Source organism: Streptomyces sp. NPDC056128 (assembly GCF_042263835.1).
In the GTDB taxonomy this organism is placed as follows: domain Bacteria; phylum Actinomycetota; class Actinomycetes; order Streptomycetales; family Streptomycetaceae; genus Streptomyces.
Genome location: NZ_JBHJVQ010000025.1, coordinates 69,848 through 92,763 on the forward strand (window position 1 = coordinate 69,848; position 22,916 = coordinate 92,763).

General features: G+C 72.5%; 22 protein-coding genes. 4 read left to right on the forward strand and 18 right to left on the reverse strand.

Annotated elements, in window-relative coordinates; genetic code table 11:
- Positions 1-3: 3 nt before the first annotated feature.
- The 7 genes from ACFC1X_RS31315 to ACFC1X_RS31345 all read right to left on the reverse strand — a co-directional run bounded on the left by ACFC1X_RS31315 (position 4) and on the right by ACFC1X_RS31345 (position 9,043).
- Positions 4-795: an SAM-dependent methyltransferase gene (locus tag ACFC1X_RS31315; RefSeq protein ID WP_376360059.1), complete on the reverse strand. Its 792-nt coding sequence runs from the start codon at positions 793-795 to the stop codon at positions 4-6.
- Positions 796-898: 103 nt separating this feature from the next.
- Positions 899-1,534, reverse strand: a complete 636-nt coding sequence (locus ACFC1X_RS31320) for a sugar O-acetyltransferase (protein ID WP_376360062.1) — start codon at positions 1,532-1,534, stop codon at positions 899-901.
- 47 nt (positions 1,535-1,581) lie between these two features.
- A complete protein-coding gene (locus tag ACFC1X_RS31325; RefSeq protein WP_376360064.1) occupies positions 1,582-3,621 on the reverse strand; it encodes a glycoside hydrolase in 2,040 nt (679 codons plus the stop codon).
- Between the two features lie 35 nt (positions 3,622-3,656).
- Positions 3,657-5,702 carry a beta-galactosidase gene (locus ACFC1X_RS31330; RefSeq protein WP_376360066.1) on the reverse strand — a complete coding sequence of 682 codons (2,046 nt, stop codon included), beginning with the start codon at positions 5,700-5,702 and terminating at the stop codon, positions 3,657-3,659.
- 39 nt (positions 5,703-5,741) lie between these two features.
- Positions 5,742-7,085, reverse strand: a complete 1,344-nt coding sequence (locus ACFC1X_RS31335; protein WP_376360069.1) for an ABC transporter substrate-binding protein — start codon at positions 7,083-7,085, stop codon at positions 5,742-5,744.
- A 73-nt stretch (positions 7,086-7,158) separates the two neighbouring features.
- Complete coding sequence (locus ACFC1X_RS31340; protein WP_376360072.1) at positions 7,159-8,109, reverse strand: carbohydrate ABC transporter permease; 951 nt, start codon at positions 8,107-8,109, stop codon at positions 7,159-7,161.
- A 7-nt stretch (positions 8,110-8,116) separates the two neighbouring features.
- Positions 8,117-9,043 carry a carbohydrate ABC transporter permease gene (locus tag ACFC1X_RS31345; protein ID WP_376360074.1) on the reverse strand — a complete coding sequence of 309 codons (927 nt, stop codon included), beginning with the start codon at positions 9,041-9,043 and terminating at the stop codon, positions 8,117-8,119.
- A 291-nt stretch (positions 9,044-9,334) separates the two neighbouring features.
- Between ACFC1X_RS31345 and ACFC1X_RS31350 the strand changes: the two genes are divergently transcribed.
- Positions 9,335-10,321: a LacI family DNA-binding transcriptional regulator gene (locus ACFC1X_RS31350; protein ID WP_125491623.1), complete on the forward strand. Its 987-nt coding sequence runs from the start codon at positions 9,335-9,337 to the stop codon at positions 10,319-10,321.
- A 22-nt stretch (positions 10,322-10,343) separates the two neighbouring features.
- On the opposite strand, the gene ACFC1X_RS31355 is transcribed toward ACFC1X_RS31350, so the two are convergent.
- The 9 genes from ACFC1X_RS31355 to ACFC1X_RS31395 all read right to left on the reverse strand — a co-directional run bounded on the left by ACFC1X_RS31355 (position 10,344) and on the right by ACFC1X_RS31395 (position 18,324).
- A complete protein-coding gene (locus tag ACFC1X_RS31355; RefSeq protein ID WP_376360077.1) occupies positions 10,344-11,147 on the reverse strand; it encodes a ribonuclease BN in 804 nt (267 codons plus the stop codon).
- A 118-nt stretch (positions 11,148-11,265) separates the two neighbouring features.
- Positions 11,266-11,667: a hypothetical protein gene (locus tag ACFC1X_RS31360; RefSeq protein WP_376360080.1), complete on the reverse strand. Its 402-nt coding sequence runs from the start codon at positions 11,665-11,667 to the stop codon at positions 11,266-11,268.
- Between the two features lie 120 nt (positions 11,668-11,787).
- Positions 11,788-13,011 (reverse strand): cytochrome P450, encoded by a 1,224-nt coding sequence (locus ACFC1X_RS31365; RefSeq protein ID WP_376360083.1) that lies wholly within the window; start codon positions 13,009-13,011, stop codon positions 11,788-11,790.
- Positions 13,008-14,240 (reverse strand): cytochrome P450, encoded by a 1,233-nt coding sequence (locus ACFC1X_RS31370; RefSeq protein ID WP_376360086.1) that lies wholly within the window; start codon positions 14,238-14,240, stop codon positions 13,008-13,010. The genes ACFC1X_RS31365 and ACFC1X_RS31370 overlap by 4 nt, the downstream gene beginning before the upstream one ends.
- Positions 14,237-14,854 carry an ATP/GTP-binding protein gene (locus tag ACFC1X_RS31375; protein ID WP_376360089.1) on the reverse strand — a complete coding sequence of 206 codons (618 nt, stop codon included), beginning with the start codon at positions 14,852-14,854 and terminating at the stop codon, positions 14,237-14,239. The genes ACFC1X_RS31370 and ACFC1X_RS31375 overlap by 4 nt, the downstream gene beginning before the upstream one ends.
- Positions 14,835-15,182, reverse strand: coding sequence for a DUF742 domain-containing protein (locus ACFC1X_RS31380; protein WP_376360092.1), 348 nt, complete (start codon positions 15,180-15,182; stop codon positions 14,835-14,837). The genes ACFC1X_RS31375 and ACFC1X_RS31380 overlap by 20 nt, the downstream gene beginning before the upstream one ends.
- Entirely contained in the window at positions 15,179-15,586 is a 408-nt protein-coding gene (locus ACFC1X_RS31385) for a roadblock/LC7 domain-containing protein (RefSeq protein ID WP_376360095.1), read from the reverse strand. Before ACFC1X_RS31385 ends, ACFC1X_RS31380 begins: the two co-directional genes overlap by 4 nt.
- On the reverse strand, positions 15,583-17,469 hold the full coding sequence (locus ACFC1X_RS31390) for an ATP-binding protein (RefSeq protein ID WP_376360098.1): 1,887 nt from the start codon (positions 17,467-17,469) through the stop codon (positions 15,583-15,585). Before ACFC1X_RS31390 ends, ACFC1X_RS31385 begins: the two co-directional genes overlap by 4 nt.
- Before the next feature lie 165 nt (positions 17,470-17,634).
- Positions 17,635-18,324 (reverse strand): GAF and ANTAR domain-containing protein, encoded by a 690-nt coding sequence (locus ACFC1X_RS31395; protein WP_376360101.1) that lies wholly within the window; start codon positions 18,322-18,324, stop codon positions 17,635-17,637.
- Positions 18,325-18,436: 112 nt separating this feature from the next.
- Between ACFC1X_RS31395 and ACFC1X_RS31400 the strand changes: the two genes are divergently transcribed.
- Positions 18,437-20,173, forward strand: coding sequence for an MFS transporter (locus ACFC1X_RS31400; RefSeq protein WP_376360103.1), 1,737 nt, complete (start codon positions 18,437-18,439; stop codon positions 20,171-20,173).
- A 20-nt stretch (positions 20,174-20,193) separates the two neighbouring features.
- On the opposite strand, the gene ACFC1X_RS31405 is transcribed toward ACFC1X_RS31400, so the two are convergent.
- On the reverse strand, positions 20,194-20,625 hold the full coding sequence (locus tag ACFC1X_RS31405) for a hypothetical protein (protein ID WP_376360106.1): 432 nt from the start codon (positions 20,623-20,625) through the stop codon (positions 20,194-20,196).
- A gap of 99 nt (positions 20,626-20,724) precedes the next feature.
- Between ACFC1X_RS31405 and nsrR the strand changes: the two genes are divergently transcribed.
- On the forward strand, positions 20,725-21,171 hold the full coding sequence (gene nsrR / locus ACFC1X_RS31410; RefSeq protein WP_376360109.1) for a nitric oxide-sensing transcriptional repressor NsrR: 447 nt from the start codon (positions 20,725-20,727) through the stop codon (positions 21,169-21,171).
- Positions 21,172-21,243: 72 nt separating this feature from the next.
- Positions 21,244-22,440 carry a globin domain-containing protein gene (locus ACFC1X_RS31415; protein WP_376360112.1) on the forward strand — a complete coding sequence of 399 codons (1,197 nt, stop codon included), beginning with the start codon at positions 21,244-21,246 and terminating at the stop codon, positions 22,438-22,440.
- Between the two features lie 48 nt (positions 22,441-22,488).
- Here ACFC1X_RS31415 and ACFC1X_RS31420 read toward each other — a convergent pair whose 3' ends face one another.
- On the reverse strand, positions 22,489-22,839 hold the full coding sequence (locus ACFC1X_RS31420; protein ID WP_376360114.1) for a hypothetical protein: 351 nt from the start codon (positions 22,837-22,839) through the stop codon (positions 22,489-22,491).
- Positions 22,840-22,916: the final 77 nt, after the last annotated feature.

Here is a 22,916-nt window from a genome sequence, read left to right on the forward strand (position 1 = left end):
CCGTCAGGGGATGCGCGCCACGGCCGCGTAGATGCCGCTGTCCTCCGGCGCCGGCGGCTCCTGGCCCTCGCCGTACCACTCGGTGGCCGTGACCAGGCCGGGCCGGACCAGTTCCAGTCCGTCGAAGAAGCGGGTCACCTCCGCCCGGGTGCGGAAGCCGAGGCGGATGCCGCCCTTGGCGTACTGGGCGATCACCTGCTCCGACAGCTCGGGGAAGAGGTCGATCGAGGCGTGCGAGAGGACCAGGTGGCTGCCGGAGGGCAGGGTCTCGACCAGTCCGCGGACTATCCCGTGGGCGTTCTGGTCGTCCGTGATGAAGTGCATCAGGGCGATCAGCGACAGGGCGATCGGCCGGTCGAAGTCGAGGATCTCGCGGGCGTGCCGCACGATCTGCTCCGGCTCGCGGACATCGGCCTGGATGTAGTCCGTTGCCCCCTCCGGGCTGCTGACCAGCAGGGCCTCCGCGTGGCGCAGCACGATCGGGTCGTTGTCGGCGTAGACGACCCTGGCCGTCGGGACCGTCCGCTGCACGATCTGGTGCAGGTTGGGCTCGGTCGGGATGCCCGTGCCGATGTCCAGGAACTGGTCGACGCCCTGCGCGGCGAGGTGGGCCACTGCGCGGTTCATGAACGCGCGGTTCTGCCGCGCCGCGTCCCGCGCCTCGGGCGGCAGGGTCTCGCCCACCGCCTCGTCGACGGGGTAGTTGTCCTTGCCGCCCAGCAGCCAGTCGTAGACCCGCGCGGGGTGGGCCCGGCCGGTGTCGATCTGGGGAGGCTGGGAATGGTCCGTCGTCATGGCAGGCTCCGTGGCTCGGGAGGTGACGTTCCGCCGTAAATTTCGATCATCGTACTGCTCCGCGTCCCGTGCCATGTCCCGGGCGCACGGCGGAAGTTGCCGATCAGGCCGTGCCCAGGGTGCGGGGCGGACGGTAGGTCCACTCCCGGTCCGCGTCGGTGATCGCGCGCAGCACGCGGGCCGGGGTGCCGGCGACGACCGTCATCGCCGGCACGTGCGCGGTCACGACGCTGCCCGCGCCGACCACCGAGCCGCGGCCGATGGTGACCCCCGGCATGATCAGCGCGCCGGCCCCGATCCATACGTCGTCCTCGACGGTCACCGGCGCCGAGAACTGCGTGCCGTCCCGGCGCAGTTCGGGGTGGACGGGGTGTCCGGTGGTGCTGATGGTGACGTGCGGGGCGAACATCACCCGGTCCCCGACGAAGACCTCGACGTCGTCGACGAGGGTGAGGCCGAAGTTGGCGTACACGTCGTCACCCAGGTGCACCCGGTTGCCGTAGGCCACGTGCAGCGGCGGCTCGATCCACACGCCGGTGCCCACGGCCGCGAACATCTCCTTCAGGATCGCCCGGCGCCCCTCCTCGTCCCGTGCCCCGGTCCGGTTGTAGCCGTCCGCCAGTTCCTTGCCGCGCAGCCGTTCCTCCGCCAGCCCCTCCAGTCCCGGGGCGCCGTCGGAGTACAGCTCACGGGCGGCCATCCTGCGGCGCACGTCGCGCTCGCGGGGGTCGATGGTCATGCCGTCTCCTTCGGTCTCTCGGGGCAGGAGGGGGGAGGGGGAGGGGGTCAGCCGGTGGACGCGTCCGTCAGCGTCCAGCGCTGGTTGGCACCGGAGTTGGGCGGCCACGTGGTGACGGCCGCGCCCTCGTGGGTCGCCTGACCGCCTACTTCGAGCAGGCGTCCGGTGGCGGCGTTGACCAGCGTCCAGGTGCCGTCGCCGGTGGTGGAGGCGAGCCACTCGGCGGCCTTGTCGGGCCGTCCGGTGTCGGGCTCGGCCACCGGGACGTCGTCGCGTACCGCCAGCCGCGTGCCGTGCTCGGGGTCGGTGAAGACGTAGCGGTCGCGGACGCCGCCGTCGTGACGGACCGCGCTCAGCCGCCAGTTCGGCGCGTCCGCGCCGGTCCCGCCGCCCAGGACCAGGCCGGTGCCGTCGTCCGCGACGGTGACGGCCCGGCCGCTCTGCACGCCGGTGAGGGTGTAGCTGTGGCCCCGGCGCAGCGGGGCGGCGTCCCTCGCGACGCCGGAGACGCCCTTGATCTCGAAGGAGGTGACGGACTGCGCGGGCACGGTGAAGGCGGCCGTGCGGTCCTTCACCCGGATCGGGGCCTTTCGTTCGAGCCGGCCGCCGGCGTCGGTGACGACCGGGGTGACGGTGGCGCGGCGGCTCACCTCCCCGAACTTCGACAGGTCGAGGGTGACGGTGCGGGCCTCGGTGGTGCGGTTGACGTGGACGAGCGAGGCGCTCCCGCCGTCACGGCCGACCGCGGCGGCGCTGGAGGTGTCGTCGGTGCCGATCAGCCGGTCGCCGGGCTTGATGAAGTGGGTGAAGTTGCGGGCCGTGTCGAACTTGGTGTTGGTCCGGATCGGGCAGGTCTCCAGGGTGTCCTCGGCGGTGCAGCCGAACGGGAGCTGGATACTGCCCCAGTTGCCGCCCTTCGCCGACTCGCCGCCCGGCTTCATGTTGTCGTAGTCCTCGACGGGCTGCCAGAACACCCAGGCGCGGGGCTCCAGTTCGCGCAGGTCGTCGACGATCTGCTGGGCGAGCCCGAGACCGGGCCGCATGTCCTCGAAGTCCTGGCCGTCGCCCCAGTCGCCGCCCACCTCGCTCATCCACAGCGGCTTGTCGGCCGCCTTGGCGAGGTCGCGCACGGTGGTGCGCTGCCCGGTGCCGTAGGTGTGGACGTTCATCTGGTCGACCAGGTCGCGGTCGGCGGCGGAGTAGGCGCCCCAGTTCCGGGCGAAGATGCCGGGGTTGGTCTCGTCCATCGCGGAGATGTCCGCGCGGACCTTCGCCTTCTTCAGCGCCGGGGCGAGGGCCCGGAGGACCTTGGCCTGCAGCTCGGGTCCCATGTGGGCGCCCTCCTGCCGGCCGCCGACGGGTTCGCCGTCCGCGCCCAGCCGGGTTCCCCAGTAGGGGGTGTTGGGCTCGTTGAACGGGTCCACCGTGTCGACGCGGATGCCCTCGGCCTTCTCCAGCCGCCGGGTCGCCCCGGCCACGTAGGCGGCGAAGTCGTCGACCGACCCGGCCTTGAGCTGGTCGGCGGAGGAGTCGAACCCGCCGGAGACGTAGCCGCTGACGGTCATGAACCAGGGCGGCGAGTTGCTGAACGTCTCCCAGTGGTCGATGTCGTCCTTGATGCGCTCGACCCACCAGCGCTGGGTGGCGTCGGCGTCCTCGTTCCAGTCGGCCGGGTCGTCGGCGCTCCACCAGTCGGTGTCCTCGCGGGTGGTGCCCGCGGGCGCCTTCCACCAGCCCTCGACCGCGCCGCCGGCCCGCAGGTAGTCCCGCACGTCCGGAGCGTTGCCGCCGCCGATGTTGTAGCGGGCGATGTTCAGCCCGAGACCGTCGTCGTCGAACAGGAGCCGGGCCAGCTTCTCGCGGATCTCCGGCGGGTAGTCGCCGGTCGCGTTGGCGAACCAGACCAGGCTGGTGCCCCAGCCCTCGAATCTCTCCTGCCGGTACGACGGGTCGGGCCGCACGGTCACGGAGGCGGCGGGCGCGGCCGGTTCCGCCTGGGCGGGAACGCCCATCAGGGCGGCCCCCGTGGCCAGGGCGGTCAGGACGGCGGTCCCGATGAGGCGTCTGTTGCGGGTACGGCGTGCCATCTGTGCTCCCAACTGGAAGGTGTGGTCGCTGCGGCTCAGTCGGTGGACGTGCGCACTACGGCGACGTCCCTGGGTGCGAGGACGAGGGTGCCGTCGGTGCCCAGGTCGCCCACCAGGGCTTCTCCGGCGAGGCCGGGGACGGTCACCGCCGCGTCGGTCCGGTTGACCAGGAACAGGAACCGGCCGCCGGGGCCGCGCCGCACGGTGGCCTCGACCGCCCCGCGCACCTCGGCGGGCAGGTCGCTCGCGACACCGGCCGGCTCCAGCAGCCTGGGCAGCAGTGAAGCCAGCCCGGCCGCACCGAGCCGGGTGGACACGTAGGCGGCCGAACCGCCCCCGGTGGGGCGCCGGGTGACGGCCGGGCGGCCCGCGTGCGTGCCGGTGCGGTAGCGGACCAGGACCTCGGTCTCCGGCGCGGTCACGGTGATCTGGTCGGTCCACAGGTCGCCGGTGCTCGCGTCGTCCAGCTCCACGCGCTCCCCGGCGGGCAGCGGGCCGAACTCCTCGACGCGGATGCCGAGCAGGTCCCGCAGGGCGCCCGGGTAGCCGCCGAGCCAGACGTGGTCGTTCTCGTCGACGACACCGGAGAAGTACGTGGTGACCAGGTGCCCGCCCTGCTCGGCGTACCGGGTGAGGTCCTTGGCCGTCCCGGCCGGGACCATGTGCAGCACCGGTGCGATCAGCACCCGGTGGCGGCTCAGGTCGGCACCGGTGGTGACGACGTCGGCGCGGACGCCGAGGGAGAGCAGCGCCGAGTACCAGTCGAGCGCCTCCCGGTGGTAGTCGAGCAGGGAGGTCGGGTGCGAGTCCTGCTCGCTCGCCCACCAGGACTCCCAGTCGAAGAGGATGCCGACCTCCGCGGGCTCCCGCTCGCTCCCGGCGACCGGCGCGAGCGCCCCCAGGGTGTCGCCCAGCGCCGTGACCGCGCGGAACACGTCACTGTCCGGGCCGGCGTGCGGGACCATCGCCGAGTGGTACTTCTCGGCGCCCGCCGCCGACTGGCGCCACTGGAAGAAGCAGACCGCGTCGGCGCCGTGCGCCACGTGCGTCAGCGAGTCCCGGGCCAGCTCGCCCGGCCGCTTGGCCAGGTTGACGGGCTGCCAGTTCACCGCGCTGGTGGAGTGCTCCATCAGGAACCAGGGCCGGCCGCCCGCGATGCCGCTGGTGAGGTTCGCCGAGAACGACAGCTCGTCCCGCTCGCGCCCGCTCGGCACCACGTAGTGGTCGTTGGCGACGAAGTCGACCTCGGCCGCCCAGTCCGCGTAGTTCATGCCCTTGGTGCCGGGCATCACCATGAAGTTGGTGGTCACGGGGACGCCGGGGGTCAGTTCCCGCAGCAGGTCGCGCTCCGCCCGCAGGTGGTCCTTGAGCGCGTCCGAGGAGAACCGCTTGAAGTCCAGCTGCTGGGTCGGATTGGGGTGGGAGGCGGCCAGCCGCGGCGGCAGGATCTGCTCCCAGTCGCTGTAGCGCTGCGACCAGAACGCCGTGCCCCAGGCGTGGTTGAGCGCGTCGAGCGTGCCGTACCGGGCGCGCAGCCAGTCCCGGAAGGCACGGGTCGCGTCGTCCGAGTAGTCGTACACGTTGTGGCAGCCCAGCTCGTTGTTGACGTGCCAGGCGACCAGCGCCGGATGGCCGGCGTACCGGGTCGCCATCTCCCGGACCAGGCGCAGGGCGTGCTCGCGGAAGACGGGCGAGGTCGGCCGCCAGTGCTGGCGCGCGCCCGGCGACAGCGTCTCGCCCCGGTCGGTCACCGGGAGGATCTCCGGGTGCGCGGTGGTCAGCCAGGGCGGCGGGGAGGCGGTGGCGGTGGCCAGGTCGACGCCGACACCGTGCTCGTGCAGCAGGTCCATCACGTCGTCGAGCCAGCCGAAGTCCCAGGTGCCGGGGCCGGGCTGGACACGGGCCCAGGAGAAGATGCCGAGCGACACGATGGTGACACCGGCCTCGCGCATCAGCCGTACGTCCTCCTCCCACACCTCCCGGGGCCACTGCTCGGGGTTGTAGTCGGCGCCGAAGGCGAGCCGGGGGGTCGGGGCACCGTCCGGCCCGCGGTGGAGGCGGGACGCGAAGGTGGAGATCATGGCGGTCCTTCCGGTGTGGTGCGTGCGGTGCCGGGGGGGCTACTTCTCGACGGTGAAGCCCTGCTCCTCGCCGTACTTGACCGAGGCCTCCTGCCAGGACCTCAGCCCCTCGGCGAGCGGGGTGCCGGAGACGTAGGCCTTGCCGGCGGTGTCGTTGAAGACTGAGTTCGCGTACACCTGGTAGGGCAGGTACGACCAGTCGTCGGCGACGTTCGCGGCCGACTCGGCGAAGACCTTGTTGGCCTTCTGGCCGCCGAAGTAGGGGAACGCGGTGTCCTGGAACGCGGCGGACCGCAGCTGTGCGGTGGTCGCCGGGAAGGCGCCGTTCGCCACGCGGGTCCCCACGCCGTCGCCCGCGTTCGCGTACTCGACGAAGGCGTACGCCAGCGCCTCGTTCTTGCCCAGTTCCGGCAGCGCGAGGGCGCTGCCGCCGTTCTCCGCGCTCGCCTTCCCGCCCGCGGTCCACTGCGGCAGCGGCGCGGCGCGCCAGTCGCCGGCCGCGTCCTTCACGCCGGAGGCGAGGTTCGCGGGCATCCAGGCGCCCGTGGCGAGGGTCGCGATGGTGCCGTCGCCGAGGCCCTTGTACCACTCGTCGGTCCAGGGGTTGACGGAGGCGAGGAGCTTCTCGTCGATCAGCTTCTGCCAGGTGTCGGTGTACGTCCTGGCGCCCCGGTCGGAGAAGTCGATCTTCACCTCGGTGCCGTTCACCGTGTAGGGGCGCGAACCCGCCTGCCAGAGCATGCTGGTGGTGAGCCCGGCGTCGCCGGTGTCGGCGGTGATGTACGCCTTCGGGTCGGCCTTGTGCAGCTCGCGCGCGGCGTCCAGGTACTCGGCCCAGGTGGCGGGCACCTCGATGTCGTACTTGTCGAAGACCTTCTTGTTGTAGAAGAGCGCCATCGGGCCGGAGTCCATGGGCAGCGCCCAGACGCCGTCCGAGCCGGCCTTCACCCCGTTCCACGGTCCGGGGGAGAACTTGCCGGAGAGCTTGTCCGCGCCGAACGCCGTGAGGTCGGTGAGCTGCTTGGTCAGGGCGTACTGGCCCATCGCGTAGTACTCGATCTGGGCGACGTCCGGGACGCCCTTCTTCGCCGACACGGCGTTCTGGAGGGCGGTGTACTGGTCGTTGTTGGTGCCGGCGTTGACGAGGTTCACCTTGACGCCCGGGTACTTCTTCTCGAAGTCCTTGGCCACCTTCTCCAGCGTGGGCTCCCACGCCCAGACGGTGATCGTGCCGCCCTTCTTCAGGGCGGCTCGGACGTCGTCCTGGGAGACCGGCTTCTGGCTCGATCCCCTGTCGTCGGAGTCGCCGCAGGCGGTCGCCGTCAGGGCGAGGGCGCAGACGAGACCTATACCGCTCAGCAGGCGGCGCGAGTGCTTGGGCATGGGTGTGCTTCCACTTCTTCGTGGCCGTGACCGGCACCGTTGAGGGTTGGAGAGGAGGGTGGGGGCGTGGGGGTCATTCCTTGACGCTTCCGGCGGCCAGGCCGGACTGCCAGTACCGCTGGAGCAGCAGGAACGCCGCGATCAGCGGGAGGATCGTGATGAGCGACCCGGTGACGACCAGGTTGAAGACGGCCTCGCCACCGGCGGTCGCGGCCTGGGCGTTCCAGCTGTTCAGGCCCAGGGTCAGCGGATACCAGTCGGGGTCCTTGAGCATGACCAGCGGCAGGAAGTAGTTGTTCCAGGTCGCGACCATGGTGAAGAGCAGGACGGTGACGATGCCCGGGGCCAGCAGCGGCAGCGCGACCCGGAAGAAGGTGCGCACCTCGCCGGCGCCGTCGATCCGGGCGGCCTCCATCAGTTCGGTGGGGATCGCCTCGGTCGCGAAGACCCACATCAGATAGAGGCCGAACGGTGAGATCAGGGACGGGATGATCACCGCCCAGGGGGTGTTGGTCAGCCCCATCTCGCTGAACATCAGGAAGGTCGGCACCGCCAGGGCGGTACCCGGTACGGCCACCGCGCCGATGACGACGGCGAAGACCGCGCGCCGGCCCGGGAAGCGGAACTTGGCCAGCGCGTAGCCGCCGAGCACGGCGAGGAGGGTCGCGCCGCCCGCGCCCAGCCCCACGTACAGCAGGGTGTTGAGCAGCCAGCGGGTGAAGACACCGTCGTCGTAGGTGAACGTCTCGCCGATGTTGTCCCAGAGCGCGAAGTCGCCGTCGAACCAGAGGCCGAACGAACGTGACAGCCCCTCCTGGGTCTTGGTGGCGCTGACGGCCAGCCAGATCAGCGGCACGAGGCTGTACAGCAGCACGAGACCGGTGAGCACGGTCAGCAGGACGCTGCGCCGGGGCTTGTCGGCCGAGTGCCGGCGCCGGGACGTCCGCAGCCGGGGCGCGCAGCCGGACGGGCCGGACGGCACGGGCGCGGAACGGTCGACGGCGGTGGCGGCAGGACTGGTCATCGCCGGATCACACTCCCTTGCGCATGCCGCGCAGCTGGACGACGTAGGCGATGGCCATGGTGATCAGCCCCATCACGATGGCGACCGTCGCGGAGTAGTTGTGCTGCTGTCCGTTGAAGGAGAGCGCGTAGGTGTAGGAGTTCGGCGTGTAGTCGGTGGTGATGGCGTTGGGGGCCAGCGGCTGGAGGATGCTGGGCTCGTTGAAGAGCTGGAAGCTGCCGATGATGGAGAAGATCGTGGCGATCACCAGGGCGCCGCGGATCGCCGGGAGCTTGATGGCGGTGATCACGCGGATCTGCCCCGCCCCGTCGATCTGGGCGGCCTCGTACAGCGAGTGCGGGACGACCCGCAGGGCCGCGTAGAAGATCAGCATGTTGTAGCCGACGAACTCCCAGGTCACGATATTGCCGATGGAGGCGAGCACCAGGTCGGGGGAGAGCGGGTCGGGCAGCGAGAAGCCCAGCGCCCCGTTGATGTCGCCGACCAGGCCGAAGCGGGTGCCGTACATGAAGCCCCACATCAGGGTGGCCACCACGGCGGGCACGGCGTACGGCAGGAAGATCGAGACGCGGAAGAAGTCCCGGCCGTAGAGGCGCCCGCTGTCCAGCGCCAGCGCCACCAGCAGCGCGATGCCCAGCATGATCGGCACCTGCACGGCGAGGAAGAGCGAGACCCGGCCGAGCGAGGCCCAGAACCGGTCGTCCGCCAGCGCCTGCCCGTAGTTGTCGAGACCGACGAAGGTGGTCCCGCCGATGAGCTGGTCGCGGAAGAGGCTGAGGTAGACCGAGTAGGCGATCGGCGCGAGGAACACCAGGGCGAACACGGCCACGAAGGGGCCGAGAAACCCCCATCCCGTCCAGGAGCGGCGGTCGCGCCGCGCCGGGGGCGGGGCGGGCCGCGGCTCGGCGATGGCCGGCGGTTGCAGCGTCGTCATGTCGGTCCTCGCTCGTCCACGTCCGGGAGTCCTAGCGTGTTTGCGTAAACATCGAGCGGCGCGGAAGGCGGTCCGGCCGGAGGATTGCTGTTATGTTTACGTAAACATTCGATGGCGGCATGTCTACACTGCCCCGAGGACGACGGTCAAGGGTCCTTCGGGGCCGGGGACCGGAACAGTGCGGAGAGGTGGCGGAACGCAGTGGACACCGCTGAGGGAGCCGCGGACGCGAGCGACGCCACGGACACGGTCCCGCGGCGCCGGCGCGGCGGCCGGGTGCCGACGGCGTCCATGGCGGACGTGGCCCGGCTGGCGGGGGTCTCCTCGCAGACCGTCTCCCGCGTCTCCAACGGCTACGCCGGAGTGACCGAGGAGACCCGGCGGCAGGTGCTGGCGGCCATGAAGGAGCTGGGGTACCGGCCCAACAGCGCGGCCCGGGCCCTCAAGCGCGGCGAGTTCCGCACCATCGGCGTCATCACCTTCACGCTGGCCACCACGGGCAACGTGCGCACCCTGGAGGCCATCGCCACCTCCGCGGCGAGCGAGGGGTACGCGGTGACGCTGCTGCCGGTCGCCGTCCCCACCCAGGACGAGGTGCGGGGCGCGTTCTCCCGGCTGGAGGAACTGGCCGTCGACGCCGTGATCGTCATCATGGAGGTGCACCTCCTGGACGCGGCGAGCCTCACCCTGCCGCCCCACGTCCAGGTCGTCGTGGTCGACTCCGACGCGGGCGACCACTACACGGTCGTCGACACCGACCAGGCCGGCGGCTCCCGCACCGCCGTGCGCCACCTGCTGGACCTCGGGCACGACACGGTGTGGCACCTGGGCGGCCCCGAGGGCTCCTTCGCCGCGCAGCGCCGCACCGACGCCTGGCGGCACACGCTCACCGAGGCCGGCCGCGCCGTGCCGCCGCTCGTCCGGGGCGACTGGTCGGCGGAGTCCGGCTACCGGGCCGGCCTGGAGCTGGCCGCCCGCCCGGAGTGCACGGCCGTCTTCGCGGCCAACGACCAGATGGCCCTCGGCCTGATGCGGGCCCTGCACGAACACGGCCGCAGCGTTCCCCGGGACGTCAGCGTCATCGGCTTCGACGACATCGCCGAGGCCGGTTCCTTCCTGCCCCCGCTGACCACCGTCCACCAGGACTTCGCCGAGGTGGGGCGGCTCTGCGTGCGGGCCGTGCTCCGCAAGATGCGCGAGGCCGCCCCGGAGCGGGGCACGACGCTCGTACCGACCCGGCTGGTGACCCGCGCGAGCACGGCGCCACCGCCGGGGTAGCCGCGCCCGCTCACCGGCGCGGTCAGTCCGGGAGCCGGTCGATGTTCCGGGTCCACCAGTGGTGCTCGCAGAACCAGTGCCCGACCATCGCGCCCCCGAAGACGACGAACCCCACCCCGATCAGCCAGGACTCCACCACCAGCACGATGCCGACCGTGCCGTAACCGCTCGCGTTGTCGAGGATGAGCGGCGTGAAGACCAGGTACGAGAACCCCCGCAGGCCGATCAGGCCCACCATGGTCGCCAGCGCCCCCGGCACCAGGTCCCGCCAGCGCACCTGGCCGCCCAGCAGGAAGTGCTGGCCCCACCAGAAGAACAGCATGCCGACGGCGGTGGACAGCACGATCCGGGCCGTCCCGTGCAGGGCGGTCCGCGTCTGCACCTCCTGGTAGAGGTACGCGGTCAGCGCGACCACCCAGGTCGCCTGGCGCCAGACGCGGTGCCACGGGCCGGAGGGCAGCTCCCAGATGCGTTCGTAGCCGTTCTGGACGCTCGCCGCGAAGGACACGCCGAAGACGGCGAGCAGGATGCCGCCCCACACGCTCGTGGTGCCGACGACCTTGGTGGGCGGACTGATGATGTCGGTCAGCACCTTGGCGGACCGTCCCGACAGCCCCATCCCGTCCGCCAGCCAGGAGGCGAAACCGCCGCGTCCCAGCGGATCGGCGGCGGCCACCACGATCAGCAGCGGCGCCAGCGTGACCAGGGCGAGCGTGGCGAAGCCCATCGCCCTGTGCATCAGTTCCAGGTCCCGGCCGCGCCGGACGAGGGACGACGCGGCCAGCCGGTCCCACACACGGTGGAACGGCCGCCACAACCGGTTCACGGGTGCTCCTCGGGCGTCCTTTCGATGGCTCGCCGACGGGGAACTGAGTGACCCCGGGGACGTCCGGGCAAACGTCGCGCCACCCGGACGGCCCCGGACGCCTGGAGCACCGCGTGGATCAGGGGTCCGTGCCCTGCTGCTCACGCAGCCGTTCGTTGTGCCAGGCGATGGCGGCGCGTATCTGCGGCTCCTGGAGGCCGGTCCGGCAGCCGAGCTGGTCCATGGAGAGCGCCGGGGGGCCCTTGGTGAGGGCGCGGGTGAGCTTGGCCGCCCACAGCTCCTCCTCCACGAAGGGCCGGTGCGCGTACCCCTCCTTGATCACGTCGAAGTGGTCGTCCGAGCACGCGGTGATGAGCCGCAGCCCGTCGAACCGCTCATGGGCGGCGTGCACCGCGGAGGAGTCCGGCACATAGCCGGTCACGGACTCGTCCTGGGGGAAGACCTTGGCGCACAGGTCGCACAGCTCCATCGGGACCGGCCGCGGGGTCCGGCGGTCCTTCCTGCCCTTGCGCTTCCACATGGCGACTCCCGGGGTGCCACACAGCAGTGTCGACGCCGGTTGCCGGAACGGGATCGGCGTCCGGAATGTCGGAGTTGCCCGCGGGGCGGGAAGCAAACGCCCCGCGGGCCGTCGAGTGCGTCAGGCCAGCTTGACCGGCAGCTCGAACAGGTCGTTCTGCGTGACCACCGGCTTGTTGCGCAGCTCCGCGGCGGGCACCGCGAGGTCCAGCTCCGGGAAGCGGGCGTAGAGGGCGGGGAGCGCCACGCCGGCCTCCAGCCGGGACAGGGCCGCGCCGGGGCACACGTGCGGGCCGTGGCCGAACGAGATGTGCCGGTTCTCCGACGTGCGGGTGATGTCGAACCCCCCGGCCGTCGGACCGTGCGCCCGCTCGTCCCGGCCCAGCGCGCCGTACGACACGATCAGCGCGTCCCCGGCGGGGATCACCCGGTCGCCGACCGGCACGTCCTCGGTCGCGAAGCGGATCAGGACGTGCGAGGTCGGGGTCGACCAGCGCAGCGTCTCCTCGATCACCGCCGACCAGTCCGCCTTCCCGGAGAGCACCAGGTCCCGCTGCTCGGGATGGGTGGACAGGTTGACCACGGAGTTCACGATCAGCGAGATCGTGGTCTCGTGGCCGGCGGCCACCATCAGCTGGAGCGTGGAGACGATCTCCTCGTCGGTGAGGTGGTCGCCGTTCTCGGACGCCTGGATCAGCGCGCTGGTCAGGTCGTCGCCGGGCGCGGCCCGTTTCGCGGCGACCGTCTCCGCCATGATCGAGGCCAGCTCGGTGAGGGTCGCGAGGACCTCCTCGGGCGGTGTCTGCGTGGAGAAGAACTTCTCGAACAGCACCTTCAGGCGCGGCAGGCGCGCCTCTTCGATGCCCATCAGGTCGGCGACGACGTACATGGGCAGCGGGTAGGCGAAGACCGACTTGAGGTCGACCACGCCGCCGTCCGCGGGCAGCTCGTCGAGCAGCCGGCCGGTCAGCTCCGTGATCCGCTCCCGCATGTGCTCCACCCGGCGCACCGTGAGCGCCTGCGCCACGAGCGTCCGCAGCCGCCGGTGCTCGGCGCCGTCCACCGTGAGCATCGAACGGCCGGGGTTGGCCAGCCCGATCAGCGGCCAGTCCGCGGGGATCTCACCGCGCTGCCAGGCGCCCCACACGTTGATGTCCTTGACCAGCCGGGGGTCCGTCAGCAGGGACTTGGCCTCCGCGTGGTGCGTGACCGCCCAGACGGGGACGCCGCCCGGCAGCTCCACGGCGGCGAGCGGTCCGGCGGCGCGCAGCCGCGCGCCCTCGCCGTCCAGGTCGGTGACGAACGGGTCCAGCGGTATCCGGGCTTCTTCGGTGCCGGTCGTCATGCTGGCGTGCCTCCCAGGGCAGTGGTCGGGGTGAACCGCACGGGCAACTCGGTCAGCCCCCGCAGCCAGGGCGAGGGGCGACGGGTGAGGGACGCGGCGGGCACCGCCAGGTCGATGTCCGGCAGCCGGTCGAGGACGACCTCGATGCCCGTGCGCGCGATGACCTCGGCGACCTCCTGCGCGGGGAAGGGGCAGCGGTGCTCGCCGTGGCCGAAGGAGAAGTGCGCGTTGTTGCCGCCGGTGAGGGCGGAGCCGTCGGTGCGCACCTGCGGGTCGGAGTTGGCGCCCTGGAGGCCGAGCAGCACCAGGTCGCCGGCGCGGATCCGGCGGTCGCCGAGCCGGGTGTCGCGGGAGGCCCAGCGGCCGGCCACGTTCTGCGTGGGGGTGTCCTCCCACAGCACCTCGTTCATGGCCTCGGCGACGCTGTTGCGGCCGCCGAACAGCGAGGCCGCGAACCGCTCGTCGGTGAGCATCAGGCGCAGCGAGTTGCCGATCCAGTCCGCCGTCGGCTGGTGGCCCGCGGCCATCATCACCATCAGGTCCTGGGCGACCTCCTCCTCGGTGAAGCCGCGCTCGTCGGTCAGCATCCGGGAGGCGACGTCGTCGGCGGGCGCCGCCTTCCGGTCGGCGAGGAGCCGCGCCATCGACGTACCGAGGTGCGTCTGGCCCGCGATGGCCCGCTCCCTGCCGTCGATCATGTCGTTGAGGGCGGTGACCAGGGCCGGTCCCTGCTCGTCGGAGAAGCCGTACAGCCGGGCCAGGACCCGCACCGGCAACAGCATGGCGTAGTCGGCGACCAGGTCCGCCTCGCCCTTGGCACAGAGCCGGTCGACGAGTTCGTCGGCGAACCGCTCGGCGTGGCCGCGCAGGACGTGCGGGTCGACGGCCTCCAGCGCGTCGCTGATCATGGCGGCCCGCTCCCGGTGCCGTTCGCCGACCGTGTAGAGGATCGACGGCTGCCTGCGGCCGATCATCGGGAGCAGCGGCCAGTCCTCCGGGATGTTCTCCCACTGGTTCCACAGCTCCGAGTCCCGGCTGAACAGCACCGGATCGCCGGTCACCTGGTGCAGCTCGCGGTAGCCGACCACTAGCCAGGCCGGGACGTCCCCGTCCAGCAGCACCGGTGTGACGGCACCGTGGTCGCGCCGCATCTGCCGGTACAGCAGCGCGGGTTCGGTCTGGAAGCGGGGGCCGCTGAGCGGTACGGCGTCGGTGGCGTCGGTGCTCACACGAACTCCTGTCGGGGCGGGGCGGCATGGCCGGCGTAACGGGTCCTCAGGTGCTCGACCAGCGCGATCAGTACCTGCTTGCTGGACTCGCGGGACCGGGCGTCGCAGAAGACCAGCGGCACCCCCGGGTCCAGATCGAGTGCCTCGCGGACCGCCTCGGGCGGGTGCCGCGGGCCGCCGAAGTCGTTGCAGGCGACGATGAACGGCGTGCCGTGGTGCTCCAGCCGGTCGATGGCGTACCAGGAGTCGTCGATGCGCCGGGTGTCGACGAGGACCACCGCGCCGAGCGTGCCGGAGAACAGCCGGTCCCACAGGAACCAGAACCGCTCCTGGCCGGGCGCGCCGAACAGGTACAGCACGTTGCGCGCGTCGAGGCTGATGCGGCCGAAGTCGAAGGCGACGGTCGTCGCGGTCTTGCCGCGCACGTCGCTGATGTCGTCGACCGTCTCGCCGGCCTGCGTCATCGTCTCCTCGGTGTTGAGGGGACGTATCTCGCTGACCGAGCGGACCATGGTCGTCTTGCCGACGCCGAACCCGCCCACGACCACGATCTTGAGGCCGTTGTCGGCGGACGCACCCAGTGGGGTGCGGGCGTCAGAGATTGCGGAGTCCAACGAGCACCTGCTCCAGGATGTCGGGATCGGGGACGGCTGCCGTGTACGGGTGGCGGGCGCTCACCCGGCCCGCGGCGTGCAGGTCGGAGAGCAGGATCTTGGTGATGCTCACGGGCAGCCGCAGTTCGGCGGCGATCTCCACGACGGCCGTGGGCGCCTGGGTCAGCCGCAGGATCGCCGAATGCTCCGACTGCATGCCGCGCGTCGGCTCGCACTCCGCGACCACCAGGGTGACCAGGTCGAAGGGGTTGTCGGACGCGGACCGGCTGCGCCCCTGGGTGACGGTGTACAGCCGGTCGGGGGAGTCGTCCCTGCCGGGGCGGCTCATGACGTGCGGGGCTGCGCGGTGAGGTGCTCCCCGAGCTGCTCGATCAGCTCGCTCATGTTGTGTCCGACCAGCCCCGCGTCCGCGTCCTCCGCGGTGACCACGGCGAGGTGCGCGCCCTCGCCGGCCTCCACGATGAACAGGATCCCGCCGTAGAACTCGGTCATGGCCGAGCGCACCCCGCCGCTGCCGTCGCCGAACTCCACGGATGCGCCGTGGGACAGCGACTGGATGCCGGCGGCGATCGCGGCCAGCTGGTCCGCCTGGTCGACGGAGAGTTCCGGGGTGCGGCACAGCTTGAGGCCGTCTCGGGAGAGCACGAGCGCGTGCCGCGCGCCCGGCGTGCGCTCCAGCAGGCCCTCGATGAGCCAGGTGAGCTTCTCGTCGGCGGTGGTCGAGCCGGTCATGAAGTGGTGTCGCCTTCCGGGTGCGCGTGCGAGTGGGAGGGGTGGTCGGGGGTGGTGTCGTCCGGGGAGGGCTCGGCCGGGGCGGCGCCGTCCCGTGTGGAGTTGGTGCGGTCCGGCATGGGGGTGCTGCCGGTCCGCGAGGCGCCGGTGTCGGCGGCGCGCACGGCCTGGCGGAAGCTGCTGAAGCGGGCCGCGCGCACCTTCGCGTCGTCGGCCGCCGGTGCGGGGCGCGGTTCGGCGGCCCGGGCGGTGGCCCGGGCACGTTCGGCCGCGGCGAGGGTCCTGCCCCGGCGGCGCTTGGGCAGCCCGGCGATCCCTTCGTCCTGCTCCCGGTCCGCCAGGTCGTGCGTGGGCGGCGGTTCGGAGGGGGCGGAACCGGACTCCGGGGAGGGGGTGGCGGGTACGGAACCGGTCGTCGGGTCGGACACGGCGCGGGTGGTGCCGGTCGTCGGGTCGGCCCCGGTGGGGGCGGTCCCCGTCTCCGGGTCGGGCACGACCGGGGCGGACCCGGGCTGCCGTTCGGGCGCCGCCTCCGCGGCTCCAGTCTCCGGGAGGCGCGTGGCCTCGGCCGAGGCCGCCCCGGGACCCGGTTCCCGCGCGGGAGCGGTCGCGGTCGGCGCGGAGCCGCGCGGCCGGTCGGCCGGGGCCGCCACCGGCGGGGCCGCCGGACCGTCGGAAGCGCCGGGGCCGCTCAGAATGTCCTGGGGGATGAGCATCAGCACACCCGTGCCCCCGCGCGCCGACGGCCGGAAGGACACCTTCAGCCCGTACTTGGCCGACAGCCGGCCCACCACGGCGAGGCCGAGCCGGGTGCCGGTCAGACCACCGAGCCCGGCGGCCTCGCCGGCCACCGCCTGCTGGGCCCGGCGCAGCTGCACCTCGCCCATCACGAGACCGCTGTCCTCCACGGAGACGATCGCCCCGGCCGGCACCGCCTCCACGTAGACGTGGACCTCGGCGGTCGGCGGCGAGAAATTCGCCGCGTTGTCGAGGAGTTCGGCCAGGGCGTGCATGACGCCCTCGGCGGCGTGCCCGGCGACCGCGGCGTCACTGGCGGAGTGCACGCGCACCCGCTGGTACCCGGCGATACGTCCCATGGCGCCGCGGAGAATGGACTCCATGCCGATGGGCCGCGCCCAACGGCGTCCGGAGCGCGCCCCCGTGAGGACGGCGACGGAGTCCGCGAGCCGGCCCGCCTGCGCGGTGCGGTGGTCGAGGTGGAGCAGGTCGGCGAGGACGTCCTCGTCACCGTGCCGCTCCTCCATGGCGCGCAGGTCCGCGAGCATCCCGGTGGCCAGCGCCTGCATCCGGCCGGCCGCGTTGGCGGTCGCGGAGACGGCGGCGGCACGTTCGCCGCGCGCCCGGTCCAGCCGCGACCGCAGCCGGCCGGTCTCCTCGGCGAGCCGCGCGACCTCCTGCGCGTGCTGCTCGGCCAGCCGGATCCGCTCCTGCTCGAAACCGGCGGCGAGTTGTTCCCGCTCGTGGTCGAACCCGTTCAGCAGGCCGCTGCGTTCACGGTCGGCCTGGGCGACGAGGTCGGCCTGTTCGCGGTCGGCCTCCGCCCGCAGTCGCTCCCGCTCCTGCCGGGCGCGCTCGGACAGCTGCCCGCGTTCCTGGGCGAGGGCTCCCGCCTCCGCGCGGGCGGCGTCCAGCAGCCGGCGCGTGGCCCGTTCCCGACGGACGGCGTGCACGGCCACCGTCACGGCGACACAGAGCAGGATCGCCGCCGCGCTCGCGCCCAGGCCGAGCGGAAGGCGTACCGAGGAGGGCGCCGCGGCGACGGCGCCGCCGACGGCGAGCGCCGACACCACGGCGCAGGGCAGGGCCACGGCCACCAGGGTGCGGGGAGCGGGTCGGTCGCCGGGGCGGGCGGGCGCGGTCATCAATCGGGTCCTCGCCAGGCCGCCGGAGCGGCCCTCGTGTCGTCCAACGGGGCGCGTGCGAGCAGGGGGTAGTCACACGCCACTCAACGGACGATCACTATACGAGAGTTCGTGATCGAAACGAGAGGAAGTCGGTCAATCTTTGCTCATGCGTGCGCAAGGCGCTCAGGGCAGGTCGCCCAACTCGCAGACCCGGGCGGCGAGATCGCGCAGTTTGACGTTGTTGTCCTGCGAGCACCGGCGCAGTGCGGCGAAGGCCTGGTCCTCGGTGAGGTGGTGGCTGCCCATGAGGATGCCCATGGCCTCGCCGATGGTGTGCCGGGTGTCGATGGCCTCCTGCAGCTGGGCGTGCGTACGGGCGCTGGAGAAGGCGACCGCGGCGTGCGAGGCCAGCAGCCAGCCCGCCGTCTCGTCTGCCTCGGTGAAGGCGCCGGGCCGGTAGGAGTAGAGGTTCAGCGCCCCGAGGTCCTCGTCCTCCGTGAACAGCAGGAAACCCATCATGCTGCCGAGGTTCAGCTTGCGCGCCTCGGGGACGTACTGGGGCCAGCGTCGCGCCTCGTCGCGGAAGTCGGCGATCCGGTACTGCCGCTGCCCGTCCGTGGTGCGGGCGGCGTCGAAGCACGGTCCCTCCCCGGTGCGTTCCTGGAGTGCGTCGCTCTCCACGACCACCTGGTCGGTGGGGGCGAGCGACCGCACCCGGCGCCCGCTCAGGATGAGGATGCCCGCGGCGTCGCAGCCCTCCACCAGTTCCGTGGCCGAGCCGGTGATGCGCTCCAGTGTGTCGTTCACCGACTCCTGGGCCAGCAGATCACGCGCCAGGGACGCCATCTGTTGCGCGAAACCGCGCCAGTCCATGCCCATACCTCCCTCGCTTTCCGGAGCGAGTGCCCTCAGGGGCGGGGAAGCAACAGCGGAAGTCGCCCCCATGCATCTTGATTCACGTTACATCTAAATGCATCATGCGCTCATGGACCCATCGCGAGGAGAGGCCGGCGAGCGGGGCAGGTCCGGCGGCCCGTTCCGCCAGCCCAGGGCCGTCTGGGCCGTCGCCTTCGCCTGCGTCATCTCGTTCATGGGCATCGGTCTGGTCGATCCGATCCTGCCCGCGCTGGCCGACAGCCTGGACGCCACGCCGAGCCAGGTCAGCCTGCTGTTCAGCAGCTACCTGATCGTCACCGCCGTCGCCATGCTCTTCGTCGGCTGGGTGTCCAGCCGTATCGGCGCCAAACGCACCCTGGTCACCGGCCTGGCGATCATCGTCGTCTTCGCGGCCCTGGCGGGCGCCACCGACTCCATCAACGGCATCGTCGGCTTCCGCGCCGGCTGGGGACTGGGCAACGCCCTGTTCATCGCCACCTCCCTCGCGGTCATCGTGGCCTCCGCGAGCGGCGGCTTCGGCGGCGCGATCATCCTCTACGAGACCGCCCTGGGCCTCGGCATCGCCGTCGGCCCGCTGCTCGGCGGCGAACTCGGCGCCATCAGCTGGCGCGGACCCTTCTTCGGCGTCGCCGTCCTCATGGCCGTCGCGCTCCTCGCCACCCTGGCCTTCGTCCCCGACCTGCCCAGGCCCGCACGGCGCACCTCACCCATGGCGCCGCTGCGTGCGCTGCGCCACCGCGGCCTGCTCACCATGGGCATCATGGCCCTGCTGTACAACTGGGGCTTCTTCACCATGCTCGGCTACGCCCCGTACCCGATGGAGCTGGACGCCCACCGGCTCGGGCTGGTCTTCACCGCCTGGGGCCTGCTGGTCGCCGCCTTCAGCGTCTTCTTCGCCCCGCGCCTGCAGGCCCGGTTCGGCACCGCACCGGTCCTGTACGCCAACCTGCTCGGTCTCGGCATCGTGATGGCCGTCATCGCGGCCGGCGTCACCAGTCCCGCGACCGTCGTCGTCGCGGTCGTCGTCAGCGGTGCCTTCATCGGCATCAACAACACCCTCACCACCCAGGCCGTCATGCTCGTCTCGCCCGTCGAGCGCCCCGTGGCCTCCTCCGCGTACGGCTTCCTCCGCTTCATCGGCGGCGGCCTGGCGCCCTACGCCGCCGGGAAGCTCGCCGACGCCACCGACCTCGGCGTCCCGTTCTACCTCGGCGCCGCCACCTTCCTCCTCGCCATCCCGGTCCTGGCCTGCGGCCACCGGCTGCTGCGCGAGGCCGAGGCGGGCACCGGCGACGGCGCAGCGGTGGCCCCGTCGCTCACCCCCGTGCGGACCGGGACCCCGGCCGCCGCGCACCCCGTCATCGTCGCCGTCGGCGCCCATGACCGGGCAGCCGTCATCGTCGACAGCGCGGCCCGCCTCGCCCGCGACACCGGCAGTCCGCTGGAGGTCGTCCACGTGCGCCTGACCGCCGTGGTGGAGGAACAGGCCGTCGACACCGAGACCGAGGAGGAGGCCAGGCGCGCGGTCACCGCGCATCTCGACCGGCTGAGCGCTCTCGGTGTCGCCGCCACCGGCCAGGTCCTGGGCGGCGTCGGCGACCACGCCGCCGCCGGTCGCGCCCTGGCCCGGCACGCCGCCGAGGCCCGGGCCCGTACGGTCGCCGTCGGCCGTTCACCGCGCGGCCCGCTGGAGCAGTTCGCCGACGGCAGTTTCACCAGCGCCCTCACCCACGCCGCCACCTGCACCGTCGTCCTCGTCGACCCGGACGACGCTCCGCGCCCCCTGACCGCGCGGTCCCTGACGGAACTGCGCGCCGAGGCCTGAGCCCGTGCGGCCGCCCGGTGTCAGTCTCCGCCGGGCCGGAGCCGGTCGGCGGCGCCCGGCGGCTGCACACGCATGCCGGGACGCCGCCGGTGCACGGTCAGGTACGTCGCCCCGTCCGGGCCGGCCACGACACCCCGGGCCGAACCGTGGGGCAGCCAGGTCAGGACGCCCGCGTGCAGGGGGCGGTCGCCGTCGGCGCAGACCAGGGAGGCCGCGCCGTCGAGGACGAGCAGCAGGACGTCGAGGTCCGGTTCGGTGTGCGTGCCGACCCGCCCCGCCGCGGGGAGGCGGACGACGTTGGCGTCGAGCTGCCGCCCGGGTTCCGCCAGTCGCCACAGGGCGCCGGCGGCCGCCTCGTCGCCGGACGACAGCAGTCGCGCGGTGTCGCACAGGACCCGGGGGAGGGGAGGGGCGGGTGCCGGTGCGGGGGAGCCCTCTTCGTGCCCTGCCATCAGAGGTCACCGCGCCTTCCGCGCCCGGTGACGCGTGCCACAGGGCCATAGCCGTCAATAAACACGAATCCATTATGCGTATTTGATAGCGTCACGGCTGTGCGGCTGACGAAGTTCACCGACCTGGCGCTGCGTTCCGTCATGCGCCTGGCGGTCGTGAGAGACGGTGACGACCCGCTGACCACCCGCGAGGTGGCCGACGCGATGGCCGTGCCGTACACGCACGCGGCGAAGGCCGTCACCCGGCTCCAGCACCTCGGAGTGGTCGAGGCGCGGCGCGGTCGCGGCGGCGGCCTGGCGCTGACCGACGCGGGGCGCGACGCCTCGGTCGGCCGGCTGGTGCGGGAGCTCGAAGGGGACGGTGAAGTCGTCGCCTGCGAAGGCGATCCGCCGTGCCCGCTGCGAACGGCCTGCCGGCTGCGGGCCGCGCTGCGCGACGCCCAGGAGGCGTTCTACGCCGCACTCGACCCGCTGACCGTCGCCGACCTGGTGGCCTCGCCCACCGGCCCGGTGCTCGTCGGCCTCTCGGACCGCCCCTCGGGCTGACGGGCGCGCGCCCGCGGCGGCGCGCACCCGTGACCTAAAACACGAATATCATCTACCAATTAAGGAGCCGCCGTGCTCTCCGAACAGTCCGTCCCCGTGGTCCGCGCGACCCTTCCCGCCGTCGGAGCGGCCATCGGCGACATCACCGAGCTGTTCTACCGGAAGCTGTTCGACGCCCACCCCGAGCTGCTCCGGGACCTGTTCAACCGCGGCAACCAGGCCGGCGGGGAGCAGCAGCGGGCCCTGGCCGGCTCCATCGCCGCCTTCGCCGGCCTGCTGCTGGAGAGGCCCGACGTCCGGCCCGACGTCATGCTGTCCCGGATCGCGCACAAGCACGCCTCCCTCGGCATCACCTCCGACCAGTACAAGACCGTCCACCGCCACCTGTTCGCCGCGATCGGCGACGTCCTCGGCGATGCCGTGACCCCCGAGGTCGCCGCCGCCTGGGACGAGGTCTACTGGCTGATGGCCAACGCGCTGGTGGCGGTCGAGGCCCGCCTCTACGCGGAGGCGGGCGTGGCCGAGGGCGACGTGTGGCGCCGGATGGAGATCGTCGGACGGCGCGAGGAGAGCCCCGACGCGCTGAGCCTCGTCCTGCGGCCCGCCGACGACCGCCCCGCGGCGCTCTTCCGCCCGGGCCAGTACGTCAGTGTCCGCTCCGAACTGCCCGACGGCTCCCGGCAGATCCGCCAGTACAGCCTGTCCGCCGCACCCGGCCGCACCGACCTGCGCATCACCGTCAAACGCGTGCACGACGACGGGCGGCCCGACGGCGAGGTCTCCTCCTGGCTGCACGCGCACGCCCGCGAGGGCGACGTACTGACCGTCTCCGCACCCTTCGGCGACCTCGCCCTCGCGGAGGACGACGGACCGCTGCTGCTCGCCTCCGCCGGCATCGGCGTCACTCCCGTGCTGGCCATGCTCGACCACCTGGCCGCCGCCGGCGCCACCCGGCCGGTCACCGTCGTGCACGCCGACCGCAGCCCCGCCGACCACGCCCACCGGCGGGAACAGCGCGACCTGGTCCGCGCGCTGCCCGACGCCCGGCTCCACCTGTTCTACGAGGAGCCCGGTGAGGCGGCACCGGAGGCGACGGCCGGTCTCGTGGACCTCGCCGGAGTCGACCTGCCCCCGGGACTCACGGCGTACCTGTGCGGCCCGGTGCCCTTCATGCGCGCCGTCCGCGGCGACCTGCTGCGCCGAGGCGTGCCCGCCGAGGCCGTCCACTACGAGGTCTTCGGGCCCGACCTCTGGCTCGGACGCTCGTAGCGGGCACCGGCCCCGCGCGCAACGGCACGGCGGAATCGCGCGCGGACGTTAGGCCGCAGCGGTGAACGCGGTCGTGATGGCGGTGTCGACGCGGGCGTGCACCACCAGCCGGGTACCGGTCGTGTCCGCGTTGTTCTCCAGCAGCCGCCGGACCGGCGCGCTGTGGGTGACCACGGACATCAGGACACCGAGCCGGCCGCACCACTGATGGGCCCGGAGTACGGCACTGACCGCCGCGTGGCCGTCGGCCCCGTCGGTCAGCACGATGACGACAGGGGTGGGCTGATGGGCGTCGACCAGGTTGGTGATGTGCGTGGTCAGCGTGGCCCGCCCGTCGATTCCCGGGTCCCGGTCCACCGTGATGACCAGGACCCCATGCTCCAGGGTGTGGGACAGCATCGCGGCCTCCGATCCGTCGCCTCGTGGCGAAGTTGTGTTCAGTGAAGGTCCCCGGCACCGGGTCCGCAACGCACCCC

Bases quoted from the DNA above. Each gene is read 5' to 3' on its own strand.
- ACFC1X_RS31385 (WP_376360095.1), bottom strand. From the start codon at position 15,586: ATGACCGGCTCGACCACCGCCGACGAGAAGCTCACCTGGCTCATCGAG.
- ACFC1X_RS31420 (WP_376360114.1), bottom strand. From the start codon at position 22,839: ATGCTGTCCCACACCCTGGAGCATGGGGTCCTGGTCATCACGGTGGAC.
- ACFC1X_RS31315 (WP_376360059.1), bottom strand. From the start codon at position 795: ATGACGACGGACCATTCCCAGCCTCCCCAGATCGACACCGGCCGGGCC.
- ACFC1X_RS31330 (WP_376360066.1), bottom strand. From the start codon at position 5,702: ATGATCTCCACCTTCGCGTCCCGCCTCCACCGCGGGCCGGACGGTGCC.
- ACFC1X_RS31345 (WP_376360074.1), bottom strand. From the start codon at position 9,043: ATGACGACGCTGCAACCGCCGGCCATCGCCGAGCCGCGGCCCGCCCCG.
- ACFC1X_RS31400 (WP_376360103.1), top strand. From the start codon at position 18,437: ATGGACCCATCGCGAGGAGAGGCCGGCGAGCGGGGCAGGTCCGGCGGC.
- ACFC1X_RS31350 (WP_125491623.1), top strand. From the start codon at position 9,335: ATGGCGGACGTGGCCCGGCTGGCGGGGGTCTCCTCGCAGACCGTCTCC.
- ACFC1X_RS31335 (WP_376360069.1), bottom strand. From the start codon at position 7,085: ATGCCCAAGCACTCGCGCCGCCTGCTGAGCGGTATAGGTCTCGTCTGC.
- ACFC1X_RS31395 (WP_376360101.1), bottom strand. From the start codon at position 18,324: ATGGACTGGCGCGGTTTCGCGCAACAGATGGCGTCCCTGGCGCGTGAT.
- ACFC1X_RS31365 (WP_376360083.1), bottom strand. From the start codon at position 13,011: ATGACGACCGGCACCGAAGAAGCCCGGATACCGCTGGACCCGTTCGTC.
- ACFC1X_RS31340 (WP_376360072.1), bottom strand. From the start codon at position 8,109: ATGACCAGTCCTGCCGCCACCGCCGTCGACCGTTCCGCGCCCGTGCCG.
- ACFC1X_RS31390 (WP_376360098.1), bottom strand. From the start codon at position 17,469: ATGACCGCGCCCGCCCGCCCCGGCGACCGACCCGCTCCCCGCACCCTG.
- ACFC1X_RS31380 (WP_376360092.1), bottom strand. From the start codon at position 15,182: ATGAGCCGCCCCGGCAGGGACGACTCCCCCGACCGGCTGTACACCGTC.
- ACFC1X_RS31405 (WP_376360106.1), bottom strand. From the start codon at position 20,625: ATGGCAGGGCACGAAGAGGGCTCCCCCGCACCGGCACCCGCCCCTCCC.
- ACFC1X_RS31325 (WP_376360064.1), bottom strand. From the start codon at position 3,621: ATGGCACGCCGTACCCGCAACAGACGCCTCATCGGGACCGCCGTCCTG.
- ACFC1X_RS31360 (WP_376360080.1), bottom strand. From the start codon at position 11,667: ATGTGGAAGCGCAAGGGCAGGAAGGACCGCCGGACCCCGCGGCCGGTC.
- ACFC1X_RS31320 (WP_376360062.1), bottom strand. From the start codon at position 1,534: ATGACCATCGACCCCCGCGAGCGCGACGTGCGCCGCAGGATGGCCGCC.